The organism is Variovorax sp. MHTC-1 (genome assembly GCF_003984645.1).
Lineage (GTDB): Bacteria > Pseudomonadota > Gammaproteobacteria > Burkholderiales > Burkholderiaceae_C > Variovorax.
Genome location: NZ_RWKI01000009.1, coordinates 53,794 through 70,586 on the forward strand (window position 1 = coordinate 53,794; position 16,793 = coordinate 70,586).

General features: G+C 63.9%; 18 protein-coding genes. 15 read left to right on the top strand and 3 right to left on the bottom strand.

Translation table 11 applies throughout. The annotated features are described in order from the left end of the window. Position 1 precedes the first annotated feature (1 nt). Positions 2–1,024, top strand: coding sequence for a S49 family peptidase (locus EJI01_RS16645; RefSeq protein WP_126838258.1), 1,023 nt, complete (start codon positions 2–4; stop codon positions 1,022–1,024). A 1-nt stretch (position 1,025) separates the two neighbouring features. Here the strand turns inward: EJI01_RS16645 and EJI01_RS16650 are convergent, their stop codons facing one another. From EJI01_RS16650 to EJI01_RS16660, 3 genes are read right to left on the bottom strand one after another with little or no spacing between them, the layout of a single operon-like run. After that, positions 1,026–2,165 carry an MFS transporter gene (locus EJI01_RS16650; RefSeq protein ID WP_126838259.1) on the bottom strand — a complete coding sequence of 380 codons (1,140 nt, stop codon included), beginning with the start codon at positions 2,163–2,165 and terminating at the stop codon, positions 1,026–1,028. A 14-nt stretch (positions 2,166–2,179) separates the two neighbouring features. Continuing rightward, positions 2,180–2,938 carry an SAM-dependent methyltransferase gene (locus EJI01_RS16655; protein WP_126838260.1) on the bottom strand — a complete coding sequence of 253 codons (759 nt, stop codon included), beginning with the start codon at positions 2,936–2,938 and terminating at the stop codon, positions 2,180–2,182. Beyond that, complete coding sequence (locus EJI01_RS16660; RefSeq protein WP_126838261.1) at positions 2,935–3,516, bottom strand: Maf family nucleotide pyrophosphatase; 582 nt, start codon at positions 3,514–3,516, stop codon at positions 2,935–2,937. The genes EJI01_RS16655 and EJI01_RS16660 overlap by 4 nt, the downstream gene beginning before the upstream one ends. 38 nt (positions 3,517–3,554) lie before the next feature. Here EJI01_RS16660 and EJI01_RS16665 point away from each other — a divergent pair, with 38 nt between their 5' ends. The 14 genes from EJI01_RS16665 (at position 3,555) to lepA (ending at position 16,791) form a co-directional block, all read left to right on the top strand. Further along, the gene (locus tag EJI01_RS16665; protein WP_126838262.1) at positions 3,555–4,103 is read left to right on the top strand and encodes a YceD family protein; all 549 of its coding nucleotides are present in this window, start codon (positions 3,555–3,557) and stop codon (positions 4,101–4,103) included. Between the two features lie 150 nt (positions 4,104–4,253). Then, a complete protein-coding gene (gene rpmF / locus EJI01_RS16670; RefSeq protein ID WP_028248601.1) occupies positions 4,254–4,436 on the top strand; it encodes a 50S ribosomal protein L32 in 183 nt (60 codons plus the stop codon). Between the two features lie 61 nt (positions 4,437–4,497). Continuing rightward, complete coding sequence (gene plsX / locus EJI01_RS16675) at positions 4,498–5,586, top strand: phosphate acyltransferase PlsX (protein ID WP_126838263.1); 1,089 nt, start codon at positions 4,498–4,500, stop codon at positions 5,584–5,586. Next, positions 5,586–6,563 (top strand): beta-ketoacyl-ACP synthase III, encoded by a 978-nt coding sequence (locus EJI01_RS16680; protein ID WP_126838429.1) that lies wholly within the window; start codon positions 5,586–5,588, stop codon positions 6,561–6,563. The genes plsX and EJI01_RS16680 overlap by 1 nt, the downstream gene beginning before the upstream one ends. Positions 6,564–6,615: 52 nt before the next feature. Further along, positions 6,616–7,569, top strand: coding sequence for an ACP S-malonyltransferase (fabD, locus tag EJI01_RS16685; protein ID WP_126838264.1), 954 nt, complete (start codon positions 6,616–6,618; stop codon positions 7,567–7,569). A 26-nt stretch (positions 7,570–7,595) separates the two neighbouring features. Continuing rightward, positions 7,596–8,339 (top strand): 3-oxoacyl-ACP reductase FabG, encoded by a 744-nt coding sequence (fabG, locus tag EJI01_RS16690; RefSeq protein ID WP_126838265.1) that lies wholly within the window; start codon positions 7,596–7,598, stop codon positions 8,337–8,339. Positions 8,340–8,438: 99 nt separating this feature from the next. Beyond that, on the top strand, positions 8,439–8,678 hold the full coding sequence (acpP, locus tag EJI01_RS16695) for an acyl carrier protein (RefSeq protein WP_007830471.1): 240 nt from the start codon (positions 8,439–8,441) through the stop codon (positions 8,676–8,678). Between the two features lie 93 nt (positions 8,679–8,771). Further along, a complete protein-coding gene (fabF, locus tag EJI01_RS16700; RefSeq protein ID WP_126838266.1) occupies positions 8,772–10,016 on the top strand; it encodes a beta-ketoacyl-ACP synthase II in 1,245 nt (414 codons plus the stop codon). Between the two features lie 13 nt (positions 10,017–10,029). Then, positions 10,030–10,515 (top strand): hypothetical protein, encoded by a 486-nt coding sequence (locus EJI01_RS16705; RefSeq protein ID WP_126838267.1) that lies wholly within the window; start codon positions 10,030–10,032, stop codon positions 10,513–10,515. Further along, positions 10,512–11,186, top strand: coding sequence for an RNA polymerase sigma factor RpoE (gene rpoE, locus EJI01_RS16710; protein ID WP_126838268.1), 675 nt, complete (start codon positions 10,512–10,514; stop codon positions 11,184–11,186). The genes EJI01_RS16705 and rpoE overlap by 4 nt, the downstream gene beginning before the upstream one ends. A 13-nt stretch (positions 11,187–11,199) precedes the next feature. Next, positions 11,200–11,835: a sigma-E factor negative regulatory protein gene (locus EJI01_RS16715; protein ID WP_126838430.1), complete on the top strand. Its 636-nt coding sequence runs from the start codon at positions 11,200–11,202 to the stop codon at positions 11,833–11,835. Between the two features lie 22 nt (positions 11,836–11,857). Further along, positions 11,858–12,925: a MucB/RseB C-terminal domain-containing protein gene (locus EJI01_RS16720; protein ID WP_126838431.1), complete on the top strand. Its 1,068-nt coding sequence runs from the start codon at positions 11,858–11,860 to the stop codon at positions 12,923–12,925. A gap of 48 nt (positions 12,926–12,973) precedes the next feature. Further along, on the top strand, positions 12,974–14,458 hold the full coding sequence (locus EJI01_RS16725) for a DegQ family serine endoprotease (protein ID WP_126838269.1): 1,485 nt from the start codon (positions 12,974–12,976) through the stop codon (positions 14,456–14,458). A gap of 521 nt (positions 14,459–14,979) precedes the next feature. Then, the gene (gene lepA / locus EJI01_RS16730; protein WP_126838270.1) at positions 14,980–16,791 is read left to right on the top strand and encodes a translation elongation factor 4; all 1,812 of its coding nucleotides are present in this window, start codon (positions 14,980–14,982) and stop codon (positions 16,789–16,791) included. Positions 16,792–16,793: the final 2 nt, after the last annotated feature.

A 16,793-nucleotide genomic window follows, 5' to 3' on the forward strand; every position in this document is an offset into this window, starting at 1 on the left:
CATGACCGATTCCAACCGCACGGAACCCGAGGGTTTCGAGCCTTTCGAGCGCGCTACGCCCTCCCGAAACACATCGAGGAACGATCCGACGCTGCAACCCAACTGGGAGCGCGCAACACTCGAAAAGCTGGCCTTCGCCTCGCTGCGCGAGCAAAGAGCCACGCGACGCTGGAAGACCTTCGTTCGCCTGAGCTGGCTCGCCTTCTTCATTTTCCTGGTGTGGCTGGCCGTGTCCCGTGGCACGCCGACGACCGCCAAGACCACGTCTCACACGGCGGTGGTCGAAATCAAGGGCGAAATCGCCAATGGAGGCGATGCGAGTGCGGAGTTCGTGATCGCGGCGATGAAGTCTGCTTTCGAGGATGACGGTGCCAAAGGTGTGGTGCTGCTGATCAATTCGCCTGGCGGAAGCCCCGTGCAGGCCGGCATCATCAACGACGAGATCAAGCGCCTGCGGGCCAAGCACAACAAGCCGGTCTACGCGGTGGTCGAGGAGACCTGCGCGTCGGCGGCGTATTACATCGCGGCGGCGACCGACAAGGTCTTCGTCGACAAGGCGAGCATCGTCGGAAGCATCGGCGTGCTGATGGACGGTTTCGGATTCACCGGCCTTATGGACAAGGTGGGCGTAGAGCGCAGGCTCTTGACGGCCGGCGAGAACAAGGGTTTTCTGGATCCGTTCAGCCCGATGAGCGATGCACAGCGGGTGCATGCACAAAAGATGCTCGACCAGATCCACGCGCAGTTCATCGATGTGGTCAAGAAGGGCCGCGGCGACCGGTTGAAGGCCGATACGCCCGGCCTGTTCAGCGGCTTGTTCTGGAGCGGCCAGCAGGCCGTGGAACTCGGCCTGGCCGATCAGATCGGCAACGTCGATTTCGTTGCGCGCGAAGTGGTAAAGGCCGAGGAAGTGATCGACTACACGCGCCGGGAGAACGTGGCCGAGAAGCTCGCCAAGAAATTCGGCGCTGCCATAGGCGATGCCTCGGTGCGGGCGCTGCGAACCGCGCCGGCACTGCGTTGAATCAGGCCGGATTCGCGTAGCGCGCCGATGCCGCGAGCGCTGCGGCAAAGGCCACCACGACATAGAGCGCTGCGGTCAACGAGCTGACCTGGGCCAGAAAGCCGATCACCGGCGGTCCGGCCATGAAGCCCAGGTAGGCGGCCGCCGATACCGCGGCGATACCGCGTGCCGGCTCGACGCCGGGGACGCGCGCCGACGCCGCGAAGAGAATCGGCACCACATTGGCAAAGCCCGCCCCGACGCCTGCAAATCCGATCAGGGCCAGCCAGGGTTCGTCGGCCAGCAGCACCAGCGTCATGGAGGCGGCAGCCAGCCAGGCGCTGCCGCGCAGCAGCAGGGCCGGCGAGAAGCGCGCCCGCATCGCGTCCCCGGCGAAGCGCGTGGCGGCCATCGCGGCCGAAAAGCTGGCGTAGGCCAGCGCGGCCTGCTGCTGGGGACTGCCCAGTTCCTGCTTCAGATAGAGCACGCTCCAGTCGTAGATCGCGCCCTCGGCAATCAGCCCCAACGCGGCGAGCACGCCGAGGATCGCCAGCGCGCCGTGCGGCAAGCGAAAGCCGTCGCCCGTGCTGGTGAACGTCGTCGCCTCTTTCGGCAACATCCATCTGGAAGAGAGGGCGATCGATAGCGCCATCGTCGCGGCGACCAGCGTCAAGTGCGATTGCGGCGTCATGCCAGCGGCGAGCGCCGCGCCGCCGGTCACGGCGCCAGCCATGCCGCCCAGGCTGAACATGCCGTGCATGCCGCTCATCATCGGATGGCCGTTGCGCAGCTCGAGCTGCGCGGCCTCGGTATTGATCGCCACGTCGAAAACGCCGGTAAGAACGCCGAACACGGCGAGCAATCCCAGCAGTGCGCCGTAGCTCGGCATCGCCAGCAAGCCGGCCAGCAGCAGCGCGTAGATCGCGCCGCACAGGCCGGCTGTGCCGCGCGCGCCATGGCGGCCGATCCAGCGGCTTGCCTGTGTGAGGCCGAGCAAGGCGCCGACACCGGCTGCGAGCATGGCCAGGCCGAGCGCCGCTTCATCGACGCCATAGTGGATTTTCACGGTCGGGATATGAACGCCCCAGGTCGCGAAGATGAAGCCCGAGCCGAAGAACTGCGCGCGCGAAGCCCAGCGCATGCGGGCGGAAACGCTCGTCACCGTGCCGGACAAGATCAGCGCCCGATCGCGAACACGGCGGGCGAACGCTCGTCGGCCGGCAATGGCTTGGCGCGCCAGCTCTTCACCGTCTCGCTGCGCACGTTCGCGCCCGAGAGCGTCAGGCCGCGCGCCACGGCGAGCCGCGTGTTGTGCTGCAGCGTTTGCACCAGCGCCTGCAGGAGGGCTGTATTGCGGTACGGCGTTTCGATGAAAAGCTGCGTCTGGCCGGTGCGCAATGCGAGCGCCTCGAGCTCGCGGATGCGGTGTGCACGTGCCTCGGTGTCCTGCGGCAGGTAGCCGACGAATGCAAAGTTCTGGCCATTGAGCCCGCTCGCCGCAAGTGCGAGCAGCAGCGACACCGGGCCGGTGAGCGGCACCACCGTGATGCCCAGTTCGTGCGCGGCACGTGCGACGGAGGATCCCGGGTCGGCGACGGCAGGCATGCCGGCTTCGCTGAGCAGGCCGATGTCCTTGCCTTCGAGCGCCACGGCGAGAAGAGGCCGTGCGTCGAATTGACCAGCGTGATCTCCCTTCTTGTGGACCTCGCGCGGCAGTTCCTGGATCTGTTGGGCCTGCAGCGGCGCAGCAAGCGGCGCCACCGCGTCGATGCGCTTGAGATAGGCGCGAGCCGATTTCGCGTTCTCGCAGATCCAGTGCGTGATTCCAGCCGCGATCCGCAGCGTGCCGAGCGGAAGCACGTCCTGCAGCGGCACCTCGGCCTCACAGCCGAAATCCAACGGTGCGGGCACCAGATAGAGCTTGCCCTTGCTCACAGCAGGTCCACCCCTGCGGCGCGCAGCATGTTGGCGGTTCGGATCAGTGGCAGGCCCACCAGCGCCGTCGGATCGTCGCTGTCGATCGCGTCGAGCAATGCGACGCCGAGGCCTTCGCTCTTAGCGCTTCCCGCGCAGTCGTAGGGCTGTTCCGCGCGCAGATAGGCATCGATCGCCGCATCGCTGAGCTCGCGAAACACGACGCGCACCGGCGCCAGATCGCGCTGCACGAAGCCCGTCGCCTGGCACACCACGGCGACAGCTGTCTGGAAGATCAGCGTCTGGCCTCGCATGCGCCGCAATTGGGCGGTGGCGTGCGCATGATCTCCCGGCTTGCCCAGGGGTTCGCCGGCCAAATCTGCAACCTGGTCGGAACCGATGACCACCGCTTCCGGAAACCGGCGGGCCACCGCCATCGCCTTTTCGAGTGCCAGCCGCTCGGCCAATGCGCGGGGCGCCTCGCCGGCCTGGGGCGTCTCATCGACCTCGGGAGCTTGAACATCGAAGGCCAGGCGCAGGCGTTCAAGAAGTTCGCGGCGATAGCGCGAAGTCGAGGCGAGGATCACGGTACGTTGCATGGGCCACGATTGTGCGCGAGCGGTTTAGACTGGTGCCGATGACCAGAGAATTTGCCCCAGGCCGGCTCGACGTGAACGGCTTTGCCGAGGCGGCCGCCACCGTTTCGGGAAGCGAGCCCCTTCAGACCTATCAGCGCTTGAGCGCTGAAATGGCCGCCCCGGCCGCCGACGCGAGCGTGCGCTGGCACGCCGAAGGCGCACGCCGCGATGGTCCCGACGGAAGGCCAGTCCCCTGGCTGCATTTGGACGCGCAGACAACGGTGCCCCTAATCTGCCAGCGCTGCCTCACCCCCGTCGAGGTCGAACTGAAAGTCGATCGCTGGTTCCGCTTCGCGGCAGACGAAGCCATTGCAGCGGCCGAGGACGAAGAGTCCGAGGAGGATGTTCTGGTCGCGAGCCGCGATTTCGACCTCCATGCCTTGATCGAGGATGAGCTCCTCATGGAAATCCCGGTCACACCGCGGCACGAACGTTGTCCCGAGCCGGTGCAGCTATCGGCCGCGGATCCCGATTTCGAGGCGGCCGATGCCGCGCGTCCGAATCCCTTCGCGGTGCTCGGCGCGTTGCGTTCGCGCAAGCCGGAATAGGCCCCAAAACGTCGTGGCTGGCGCTCCTTATCGAGCTTGGGCTATAATCATGGGCTTCGCGCGCGCCGCCGTTGACGTTAGAGCGTTCTGCAGAGCATTGCGGCCGCCCCGCGTGCTTACCCACTCACCCGAATACTTCCAGGAGCCAGCATGGCCGTCCAGCAAAACAAGAAGTCGCCGTCCAAGCGCGGCATGCACCGTTCCCATAATGCTTTGGGCGTGCCCGGCATTGCCGTTGAACCGACCACCGGCGAAACGCACCTGCGCCACCACATCAGCCCGAACGGCTTCTATCGCGGCCGCAAAGTGCTCAAGACCAAGTCTGAAGCCTGATTCCAGTGTCAAGGCCAAAGGCCCGAGGCTACTTTTGTCGTAGCGTCGGGCCTTTGTTTTGATGGTCACGCCTTCCGAATTCGCTTCTGCCCCCTCCGCGATCACGCTTGCCGTCGATTGCATGGGAGGCGACCACGGTCCGCGCGTCACGCTCGCGGCCTGCCGAGCATTTCTCGATCGGCACGCGGAAGCGTCGTTGCTGCTGGTCGGGGCTCCGGCAGCGCTGGCCGGTTTCTCGCATCCGCGTGCCCGGGTCATTCCGGCCAGCGAGGTGGTCGGAATGGACGACCCTATCGAGATTGCGCTGCGCAAGAAAAAAGATTCGTCGATGCGGGTCGCGATTCAGCAAGTGAAAGACGGTGCCGCGCAGGCCGCGATCTCGGCCGGCAACACCGGGGCCTTGATGGCGATCGCTCGTTACTTGCTCAAGACGCTGGATGGCATCGACAGGCCCGCAATCGCGCCGCAGCTTCCCAATAGAAAAGGTGGGGCGACCACCGTGCTCGACCTCGGTGCCAACGTGGATTGCGATGCCGAAGACCTGTTGCAGTTCGCCGTGCTGGGTTCCGCCCTCGTGTCGGCCCTGACAGGCAACGAATCACCGTCCGTCGGACTTCTCAATGTAGGTGAAGAGGCGATCAAGGGAAGCGAAACGATAAAAAAAGCCAGCCAACTGCTAAGAAAAGCAGCCAATTCCCAGGATTTGAATTTTTACGGCAACGTCGAGGGCAACGATATCTTCAAGGGGACGACCGATATCGTCGTGTGCGACGGTTTCGTGGGCAATGTCACATTGAAGGCGACGGAGGGAGTGGCTTCGATGATTGTCGACTTCCTGCGCATTGAATATTCGAATGGACTTTTCAGCAAATTTGCTGCGATCGTCTCCTATCCGGTTCTAAAAGCGCTCAAACGCCGCTTGGATCATCGGCGGTACAACGGCGCGGCCTTGTTGGGCTTGCGAGGTCTCGTTTTCAAGAGTCATGGCTCGGCTGACGAAGTGGCCTTCGGTCATGCGCTCGATCGCGCTTATGATGCCGCTCGCAACAACCTGCTCGATCGCGTGCGGGCCCGCATCGCCCACGCCGCGCCACTCCTCGCGCGACAAGAACCGGCGACGCCGGTCGACACGGCGGCGCTCCACGTTTGATGACTCCTTTTTCCCGCATCACCGGTACCGGCAGCTACCTGCCACCGCGCCGAGTGACCAACGACGACCTCGCCCGCGAATTGGCCACGCGCGGCATCGAGACCTCTGATCAATGGATCATCGAGCGCACGGGCATTCGCGCCCGGCACTTTGCCGCACCGGAAGTCACGAGCAGCGAACTGGGGCTGGAGGCCGCAAGGAACGCGCTGGAAGCGGCAGGCCGCAGTCCCGGCGACGTCGACCTGATCATCGTCGCGACCTCGACCCCCGATATGGTGTTCCCGTCGTCGGCAGCCATTCTTCAGAACAAGCTGGGTATTGCAGGCTGTCCTGCATTCGACGTACAGGCGGTGTGCAGCGGCTTCGTCTATGCCTTGACGGTGGCCGACGCCATGATCCGAACAGGAAGCGCCAAGTGCGCATTGGTCGTCGGTGCGGAGGTTTTTTCGCGCATTCTCGATTTCAACGACCGCACCACCTGCGTCCTGTTTGGAGACGGCGCCGGCGCCGTCGTGCTCGAGGCCAGCGATGAGCCCGGGATTCTTGCCAGCGACCTGCATGCCGACGGCAAGCACGTGGGCATCCTTTGCGTGCCGGGCCATGTCTCGGGCGGCGATGTGCTCGGCACGCCGCTGCTCCATATGGACGGGCAAGCCGTTTTCAAGCTCGCCGTACGCGTGCTGGAAGAGGCCGCACGCGCCACCTTGCAGAAGGCAGGCAAGACCGAAGCCGACATCGACTGGCTGATTCCCCATCAGGCCAACATCCGCATCATGGAAGGCACCGCGCGGAAGCTGAAGCTACCGCTCGAGAAGCTGGTCGTGACGGTTAACGAGCATGGCAACACCTCCGCGGCCTCCATCCCCTTGGCATTGGACGAGGCGGTGCGCGGAGGCAAGGTCAAGAAGGGCGATACGGTGATGCTGGAAGGCGTTGGCGGCGGCTTCACCTGGGGCGCGGTACTGTTGACCATGTAATGCAGCGCGTTGCTCCGAAGAGGGCAGCGGCGCGCGACTGGAGACGCAAACAATGAAATCCTTCGCTTTCGTATTTCCTGGCCAGGGCTCGCAGGCGGTCGGCATGCTCGACGCATGGGGCGGCCATCCGGCCGTGGCCGAGACGTTGCGGGAAGCATCCGATGCCTTGGATGAAGACGTTTCGCGCTTGATCCACGACGGGCCCAAGGAGGCGCTGGCGCTCACGACGAATACGCAGCCCGTGATGCTGGTCGCCGGCATCGCGGCTTGGCGGGCCTGGTTGGCGGAAGGCGGCGCCAAGCCTTCTGTCGTTGCCGGTCATTCGCTGGGCGAATATTCCGCCTTGGTCGCGTCCGGCGTCCTGACGCTCACGCAGGCGGCGCCATTGGTGCGTTTTCGTGCGCAGGCCATGCAGCAGGCCGTGCCCGTGGGGGCGGGCGCCATGGCGGCGGTCCTCGGCATGGATGCCGGCAAGGTGAAGGCAGGTTGTGCCGAAGTGACGGCCTCGTTCGGCGCCGGCAGCGCCGAAATCGTCGAAGCGGTGAACTTCAACGATCCGATGCAAACCGTGATCGCAGGCAGCAAGGCCGCGGTTGAAAAGGCTTGCGAAGTGCTCAAGGCCCAGGGCGCCAAGCGGGCGCTCCCGTTGCCGGTGTCGGCGCCTTTCCACTCGAGCCTGATGAAGCCGGCCGCCGAAGCGCTGCGGGAACGGCTGGCATCTCTCAGCCTGGCTGCGCCGCAGATTCCCGTCCTCAACAACATCGACGTGGCGGTCGAAACCGACCCGGCCCGGATCCGCGACGCGTTGGTGCGTCAAGCCGCGGGACCGGTGCGCTGGGTCGAAGGTGTGCAGGCGCTGACGGCGCGTGGGGTGGAAGTCATCGTCGAGTGCGGTCCCGGCAGGGTACTGACCGGCATGACCAAACGCATTGCGCCCGACCTTGCCGCGGCCTCTGTGTACGACCCGGCGACGCTGGGGGAAGCAAGACAACTGCTCGGCGGCTGAATGCCGGGCTCCCACATCATTCTCTTATGAGCATTCCAAAATTCGAAGGCCAGGTCGCGCTGGTCACCGGCGCTTCGCGGGGTATCGGTGCTGCCATCGCGCTCGAACTGGCGCAGCGCGGTCTCACGGTCGTCGGAACCGGCACCACCGAAGATGGCGCGAACAGGATCACGGCCGCGCTCGCCGCCCATGGCGGACGGGGGTGCGCACTCGACGTCAACGATGGGCCGTCGGTCGAAGCGCTGGTCGACGAGATCGTCAAGACCTATGGCGCAATCCACGTGCTGGTCAACAACGCCGGTATCACCCGCGACATGCTCGCCATGCGCCTCAAGGATGAGGATTGGGATGCGGTGCTCGACACCAACCTCAAGGCCGTTTTCCGCCTTTCCCGTGCTGTGATTCGCCCCATGATGAAACAGCGCTACGGCCGGATCGTCAGCATCACCAGCGTCGTGGGTGCCTCCGGCAACGCCGGGCAGGCCAACTATGCGGCCGCCAAGGCCGGCGTGGCGGGCATGACGCGGGCGCTGGCACGCGAACTCGGAAGCCGCAACATCACGGTCAATTGCGTAGCGCCGGGATTCATCGAAACCGACATGACCGCAAGCCTGCCCGAGGCCCAGCAGCAAGCGCTGCTGTCGCAGATCCCGCTCGGTCATTTGGGCAAGCCGGCCGACATCGCGCATGCCGTCGCCTTCCTGGCTTCGCCCCAGGCCGCCTATGTGACGGGCCAGGAACTGCACGTCAACGGCGGCATGCATATGTAAGTGCAAGGCGCAATTCTTTTGTCGTACGGCCTTGGGGCAGATGCCACAATGCGGCCGGCTAAAATCCACCGATTACCTACAACCCTCAGAGGGAACCAAATGAGCGATATCGAAGCACGTGTCAAGAAAATCATTGCCGAACAACTCGGCGTTGAAGAGTCCCAGGTCACCAACGAAAAAGCTTTTGTGGCTGATCTCGGCGCTGACTCGCTCGACACGGTCGAACTGGTGATGGCACTCGAAGACGAATTCGGCATCGAGATCCCGGACGAAGACGCCGAGAAGATCACGACTGTCCAGAACGCCGTCGACTACGCCACCAAGAATCAAAAGGCCTGATATCGGCCACGCTGAGTTCCCGTTCCGGCCTGCGGCTTCCCAGCCTGCACGCGTCGCACAGCGGCCTCGGCGCTTTCAGAAAGGTTTGCCGGCATGACCAAACGCCGCGTCGTCGTCACTGGGCTCGGTTGCATTGCCCCTGTCGGAAACACCGTCGCCGAGTCCTGGGCCAATCTGTTGGCCGGGAAGTCGGGCGTCGACACCATCACCAAGTTCGATGTGAGCGCCTTTGCCTGCAGATTCGCAGGCGAGGTCAAAGGCTTCGACATCACGCAATACATCCCCGAGAAGGAAGCGCGCCATATGGATCGCTTCATCCACCTCGGGCTGGCTGCCGCGATCCAGGCGGTGCAGGACAGCGGCTTGCCGACCGGCGAGGCCCTCAGCTATGAAGAAGCCGTTCGCATCGGCTGCAACATCGGCTCAGGAATCGGGGGGCTCCCCATGATCGAGGCCACGCACGGCGAACTGACCAGCCGCGGCCCGCGCCGCGTGTCTCCATTCTTCGTGCCGGCATCGATCATCAACATGATCTCCGGCCATGTGTCCATCAAGTATGGCTTCAAGGGCCCGAACATCGCGATCGTCACTGCCTGCACGACCGGTTTGCATGCGATCGGCACCTCGGCTCGGATGATCGAGTACGGCGATGCCGATGTGATGATTGCGGGCGGCTCCGAATCGACGGTGTCGCCGCTCGGCATCGGAGGCTTTGCCGCGGCGCGCGCACTGTCCACCCGCAACGACGATCCGGCCACCGCTTCCCGCCCCTGGGATCGCGAGCGCGACGGCTTCGTGCTCGGTGAGGGTGCCGGCGTACTGGTGCTCGAGGAATACGAGCATGCCAAGGCGCGGGGCGCCAAGATCTACGCCGAAGTGTCCGGCTTCGGCATGAGCGCCGACGCATTCCACATGACAGCGCCCGATGTCGATGGGCCCCGCCGCTCGATGGATATGGCCTTGAAGAATGCCGGAGTCAATGCCGACCAAGTGCACTACCTCAACGCGCATGGGACCTCGACGCAGATCGGCGACATCAACGAGACCAATGCGATCAAGAACGCTTTTGGCGACCACGCCAAAAAGCTGGTGGTGAACTCGACCAAGTCGATGACTGGCCACCTGCTCGGCGGTGCCGGCGGCATCGAATCGGTGTTCACCGTGCTGGCGGTGCACCACCAGAAGAGCCCGCCGACGATCAACATCTTCAATCAAGATCCGGAGTGCGATCTCGATTACTGCGCCAATGAGGCGCGCGATCTCAAGATCGACGTGGCGGTCAAAAACAACTTCGGTTTCGGCGGCACCAACGGCACGCTGGTGTTCAGGCGCGCTTGATTTTCCTTGACCCATGCACGACGCTCCATCGGTGAGTTATCCGGTGGGGCGTTCGCGCAGCGCCGATCGGCTGCTCTCGATCGTCTGGACTTGCGGCGCGTGCTGCGTGGCCGCAGCGTGCTATCGGTTCGACGGCGCAGATTGGCGGGTCGGATTGCTGGCGCTCAGCATCATCGGTGCCGGCGCTGCGGCATGGCGGAGCGCGCTGCGACGCACCGCATCCGTGGAGTTGAGCTTCGACGGCCGGCATTGGTCGCTTGAGGGCTCTGCCGGGTTGCGGGCGGCGGGGGCGAAAGCCGCTCTGGATTTTCAATCTTCGCTGCTCGTGTGCCTGACTGACGCAGGTCGTGCGCGGCGCTGGGTCTGGCTCGACCGAAGCACCCTGCCGGAGCGCTGGCAGGATCTGCGCCGTGCGGTATATTCGCGCGCCCCGCTGGCGAGCCCGATTGCCGACTCGCGGCAACCGTCGGCATCCGGCTCGCACCATTCTCTTTCATGATTGCCTCTCCACCGCCCGTGCCGCCCGACACCGGCTTGACCGATGCGCCCCCTGCAGAGGTGAGGCCCGGGGAGGTCGACTTTCAGCTGGTTCAGCGCACGGTTGCGGGCGATCAGAAGGCTTTCGAGCTGCTCGTCATCAAGTACCAGCGCCGGATCGAGCGTCTCATCGGCCGCATGGTGCGCGACGTGAACCTGGTCGAGGACATCGCACAGGAGACTTTCATCCGCGCCTACCGTGCCCTGCACCAGTTCAGGGGCGAAGCTCAGTTTTACACCTGGCTCTACCGCATCGCCGTCAATACCGCCAAGAAGGCCCTGGTGGACATGAAACGCGATCCGACCGTTTCCGAGAGCGCACTGCGTTCGTCTTCTGAGGACGAGGATGAAACTTACCGGCCCGGAAACGAACCAATCAGCGACGAGACGCCCGAATCCGTCATGGCCGCCAACGAAATCGCGGCCGCCGTCGAAGCTGCAATGGAAGCACTGCCGGCCGAGCTGCGGCAGGCCGTGACCCTGCGCGAGATCGAAGGCATGAGCTACGAAGAGATCGCCGAGGTGATGAATTGCCCGATCGGTACCGTACGCTCGCGGATTTTTCGGGCCCGTGAAGCTATTTCGGCAAGAGTCAAGCCGTTGCTGGATAACCAGTCTGGCAAGCGCTGGTAAGCAGGTGAATGAAATGAAGCACACAAGCACAGTCCACGAGCAGGTTTCCGCGCTGGCCGATGGTCACCTGCGGGACGACGAGTTTGCACAGGTGATCGAGAAGGTCTGCACGGACGACGATCTGCGTGCGACCTGGCATACCTATCATGTGGTCGGGGAAGTGCTGCGTTCCGGCGTGCACTCCGCCTGCAGCGATACCTCGCTGTTCCTGTCGCGGCTGCAGCAGCAACTGGCGGCCGAACCGTCTGCGCCGATGCTGGCGCCCGAGGCGGCAAAGACCGTTGTGCACCATGTCGAAGCCGCCAACGAACCGGTGTTCCGATGGAAGCTCGTCGCCGGTGCGGCATCGCTGGCGGCTGCGGCGGCCATCGGATGGAACTGGGTCGGAAGCACCGGTCCTCAGCCGGCCGCTGCACAGCTGGCGCAGCAGCAGAGCTCGAGTTCGGTGCTCGCTGCGTCGAATTCTTCACCGCAGACAACTTCCAACCTCGCGCCGATGAGGGTAATCGTCGGAAATGGCAATCCGCAGGTCATGCTGCGTGATCCGCGGCTGGACCAGTTGCTCGAAGCGCACCAGCAGGCGGGCGGTGCCTCGCAGATGCCTTCCGGCTTCCTGCGCAACGCCACCTTCGATGGGCCATCGCGTTGATCGCGCGTCCGCAGCCATTGCAATGACCGTTCCGATGCCGATTTCCGCGCGTGGTGCCGTGGTTCTCGTTGCCGCGCTGTGCGTGGCGCAAGCCGTGACGGCGCAGAACCGGACACCCTCGCCGTCAGTGAAGAGTGCGATCAGCCCTGCCGGCGGCGAGACGCCGACCCTGGGTGTGGTCGAGTGGTTGCAGCGTATGCATGCCGCTTCGCGGCAGCGGTCCTACGTCGGAACTTTCGTGGTATCGGCGCCTACGGGCAGTTTGTCGAGCGCCCGCATCTGGCATGTGTGCGAGGGTGACCTCCAGATGGAGCGCATCGAGGCCTTGTCCGGACCGCCTCGCTCGACCTTCAGGCGCAACGACCACGTGATGACCTTTCTGCCCGAGACAAAGGTCGTGAAGAGCGAGAAGCGCGAAAACCTCGAACTGTTTCCGAACCTGCTCGGCACCCCCCAATCCTCCATCGGCGACTTCTACGGTGCGCGCGTGCTGGGCAAGGACCGGGTGGCGGGCTTCGATGCCGACGTGGTGCAGCTGGAGCCGCGCGACGGCCTTCGTTTCGGCTACCGCGTCTGGAGCGAACGCCGATCCGGCCTGGTGGTGAAGCTGCAAACTATCGACGGCGAAAGCCGCGTGATCGAGCAGTCCGCATTTTCCGAACTTCAGCTCGATGCGCCGGTCAAAGCGCAGGCCCTTGCACAGATGATGGGCAGCACCGCGGGTTATCGCGTCGAGAAATTCGAGCTCGAGCGCACCACGGCCGCGAAAGAAGGTTGGTCGCTGCGTGCGCCCATCGCCGGCTTCAAGCCGGTTAGCTGCTATCGGCGCCCCACGGGGGTAGCAGGCAGCGGCGCGCAGGGGCACACGATGCAGTGGACGTTTTCCGATGGCCTTGCGTCGGTCTCGCTGTTCGTCGAGCCGTACGACGCGCAACGCCAGCCGCGGGAAGTCCTGCTCGCACTCGGCGCGACCTATACGCTGACGCGTCGGCTGCCGGGCAAGGACGGCGACTGGTGGCTGACTGCCGTCGGCGAGGTGCCGCCGCAAACGCTCGATGCGTTTGCGCAAAGTCTTGTTCGTGCGCGTTGAGTCGCCATATTGATCGTTGTTTACAGGTCTTTCAAACGAAGGAAACCGATGATGTTCAAGTTCGAGAAGAACAAAATCCGTTCATTCCTGATGGCCGGCGTGCTCACGCTGGCCTCCGGCGCTGCGCTGCTGCCCGTCGCGCCCGCGCATGCGCAAGCCGCCCGCGTCCTCCCGGATTTCACCGATCTGGTCGATCAGGTCGGGCCCTCGGTGGTCAATATCCGGACCGTCGAAAAGGTGGCGCAGCGCAGCGGAAACGCCGAGATGGACGAGGAAATGCAGGAATTCTTCCGCCGTTTCTTCGGTCAGCCGATGCCGAACATCCCGCGCCAGGGACCGCGTCCGAACCGGCCTCAGCAGCCTCAGGAAGAGGAGCGCCCGCGTGGCGTGGGTTCCGGTTTCATCCTCACGACCGACGGCTTCGTCATGACCAACGCGCACGTCGTCGATGGCGCATCCGAGGTGCTGGTGACGCTTGTCGACAAGCGCGAATTCAAGGCCAAGCTGATCGGCGCGGACAAGCGTACCGACGTCGCGGTCGTGAAGATCGAAGCGACCGGCCTGCCGGCGGTCAAGGTAGGCGACATCTCCAGGCTGCGCGTGGGCGAATGGGTGATGGCCATCGGCTCGCCCTTCGGCCTCGAGAACACCGTGACGGCGGGCATCGTGAGCGCCAAGCAGCGCGACACCGGCGACTATCTGCCTTTCATCCAGACGGACGTTGCCATCAACCCCGGCAATTCCGGCGGGCCGCTGATCAACATGCGCGGCGAAGTGGTCGGCATCAACAGCCAGATCTACTCGCGCTCGGGCGGCTTCATGGGCATCTCGTTCTCGATCCCGATCGACGAAGCGATCCGGGTGAGCGATCAGCTTCGCGCGAATGGCCGCGTCTCGCGCGGACGCATCGGCGTGCAGATCGACCAGGTCACGAAGGACGTGGCGGAGTCCATCGGCCTCGGGAAGGCGCAGGGTGCCTTGGTGCGCGGGGTCGAGGCCGGCTCGCCGGGCGAGAAGGCCGGCATCGAGCCGGGCGACATCATCACCAAGTTCGACGGCAAGGCCATCGAGAAGCCCAGCGACCTGCCGCGACTCGTGGGCAACACCAAGCCCGGGACCAAGAGTTCCCTCTCCGTGTTCCGTCGCGGCAGTTCGCGCGAACTGGTCGTGACGATCGCGGAGATCGAGCCCGATAAGCCCGCCAAGCGGGCGGCCGAGAAAGAAGAGCCTGCAGCCAAGCCGCAGGCATCCGCCGCCGCCAAATCCTTGGGACTCGCGGTCAGCGACCTCACCGAAGCGCAGAAGAAGGAGCTCAAACTCAAGGGCGGCGTGAAGATCGACTCCGCCACCGACGCGGCTACGCGAGCTGGCCTGCGCGAGGGAGATATCTTGCTGGCCATCAACAACACCGAGGTGGCCAACGCCAAGGAGTTCGAAGCCGCACTGGTAAAGGCAGACAAGACCAAGCCGGTCAGCGTGCTTTTCCGTCGGGGTGAGTGGGCGCAATATGCGTTGATCCGGCCCTCACGCTGATCTGGCGCCTGGCGTCAAGTGGCCCCACCCGGCAGTCGGGTTTGGGGCTTTTTTTCGGCTGTTTTCGCATTCTGGCAACCGCCGAAACAAAAATTTTTGGCGCCTTAAGAGGGTTAAATTAGTTGGCATTCACTAACTTGTTGGAAGGCTAATGATGATTTTCAGTAGAATAGGGCCCCATCGGCCAGAAGTCGGCGCATAAGCCGGACGCGCTTCTTCACGATGCGAGATTCTTCCCGGCCGTCCACCGATGCTCCACAGATCGCCCACAAGTTGTTAAGTAATTGCTCCACCGATCCTGTTGATAAGTTGTTCATAACTCCCATGTTGCTGACCTGCAACGACCGTTCTGGGACTCTGGTCCGACTGTACGCGCCCCCCTTTTTGCCTACAATGAAGTTCCAACTACTGCAGTTGCCATTGCTTGTTGGTTCAGGGCGCGTCTCTTGTGGACGCGCCCTTTTTTCTTGCCTGTCGCCTTCTGCGCACGAGCCAATTCAAGTACTTAAGCGTTCCCGTTGATGAATCACATCAGAAATTTTTCGATCATTGCGCACATCGACCATGGCAAGTCGACGCTCGCAGACCGCTTGATCCAGCGCTGCGGCGGGCTCGCTGAACGCGAGATGGAGGCGCAAGTGCTCGACTCGATGGACATCGAGAAAGAGCGTGGGATAACCATCAAGGCGCAGACCGCCGCGCTGCACTACAAGGCACGCGACGGGCAGGTCTACAACCTCAATCTGATCGACACGCCGGGCCATGTCGACTTCTCTTATGAAGTGAGCCGATCGCTCTCGGCATGCGAAGGCGCATTGCTCGTCGTCGATGCGAGCCAAGGCGTCGAAGCGCAAACGGTCGCCAACTGCTACACCGCGCTCGATCTCGGAGTCGAGGTGGTGCCGGTACTCAACAAGATGGATCTGCCGCAAGCCGATCCCGACAACGCGAAATCGGAAATCGAAGACGTGATCGGCATCGACGCGACCGATGCGATCCCGTGCTCGGCGAAGACCGGCATGGGCATCGACGAGATTCTCGAGGCCATCGTGGCCAAGGTGCCGGCGCCGCGAGGCAATCCCGACGCAGCATTGCGGGCGATGATCGTCGACAGCTGGTTCGACGCCTACGTGGGCGTGGTGATGCTGGTGCGCGTGGTCGACGGCCGCCTCGCGAAGGGCGAGCGCATCAAGATGATGGCGTCGGGCGCGACCTACAACGCCGACAACCTCGGCGTGTTCACGCCGGCGACCGAAGTCCGGCAGTCGCTCGAAGCGGGCGAGGTGGGCTTCATCATCGCCGGCATCAAGGAGCTGCAGGCCGCGAAGGTTGGCGACACGGTCACGCTGATCAAGACCGGGACGGGCGGCGCGGCCGCCACGGCGACCGAGGCTTTGCCCGGCTTCAAGGAAATACAGCCCCAGGTGTTCGCCGGCCTCTACCCGACCGAAGCGAGCGAGTACGACTCGCTGCGCGATGCGCTGGAGAAGCTCAAGCTCAACGATTCGTCGCTGCACTACGAGCCGGAGGTGTCGCAGGCGCTCGGCTTCGGCTTTCGCTGCGGCTTTCTCGGTCTGCTGCACATGGAGATCGTGCAGGAGCGGCTCGAGCGCGAGTTCGACCAGGACCTGATCACGACCGCGCCCAGCGTGGTCTACCAGGTCATGAAGAACGACGGCGAAGTGATCATGGTCGAGAACCCGTCCAAGATGCCCGACGTCGGCAAGATGTCGGAAATCCGCGAGCCGATCGTCACGGTCCACCTCTACATGCCGCAGGAGTACGTCGGCGCAGTGATGACGCTGGCCAACCAGAAGCGCGGCGTGCAGATGAACATGGCCTACCACGGCCGGCAGGTCATGCTGACCTACGAGATGCCGCTCGGCGAGATCGTGTTGGACTTCTTCGACAAGCTGAAGTCGGTCAGCCGGGGCTACGCGTCGATGGACTACGAGTTCAAGGAATACCGCGCCTCGGATGTCGTGAAGGTCGACATCCTGCTCAACGGCGAGAAGGTCGATGCGCTGTCGATCATCGTGCACCGCAGCCAGAGCCAGTACCGCGGCCGGGCGGTCGTTGCCAAGATGCGCGAGATCATCAGCCGGCAGATGTACGACGTCGCGATCCAGGCCGCCATCGGGGCCAACATCATCGCGCGTGAGACAATCAAGGCGCTGCGCAAGAACGTGCTCGCCAAGTGCTACGGCGGCGATATCACCCGCAAAAAGAAGCTGCTCGAGAAGCAGAAAGCGGGCAAAAAAAGAATGAAGCAGATCGGCTCGGTCGAGGTCCCGCAAGAGGCCTTCCTCGCCATCCTGCAAGTCGAAGACTAAGA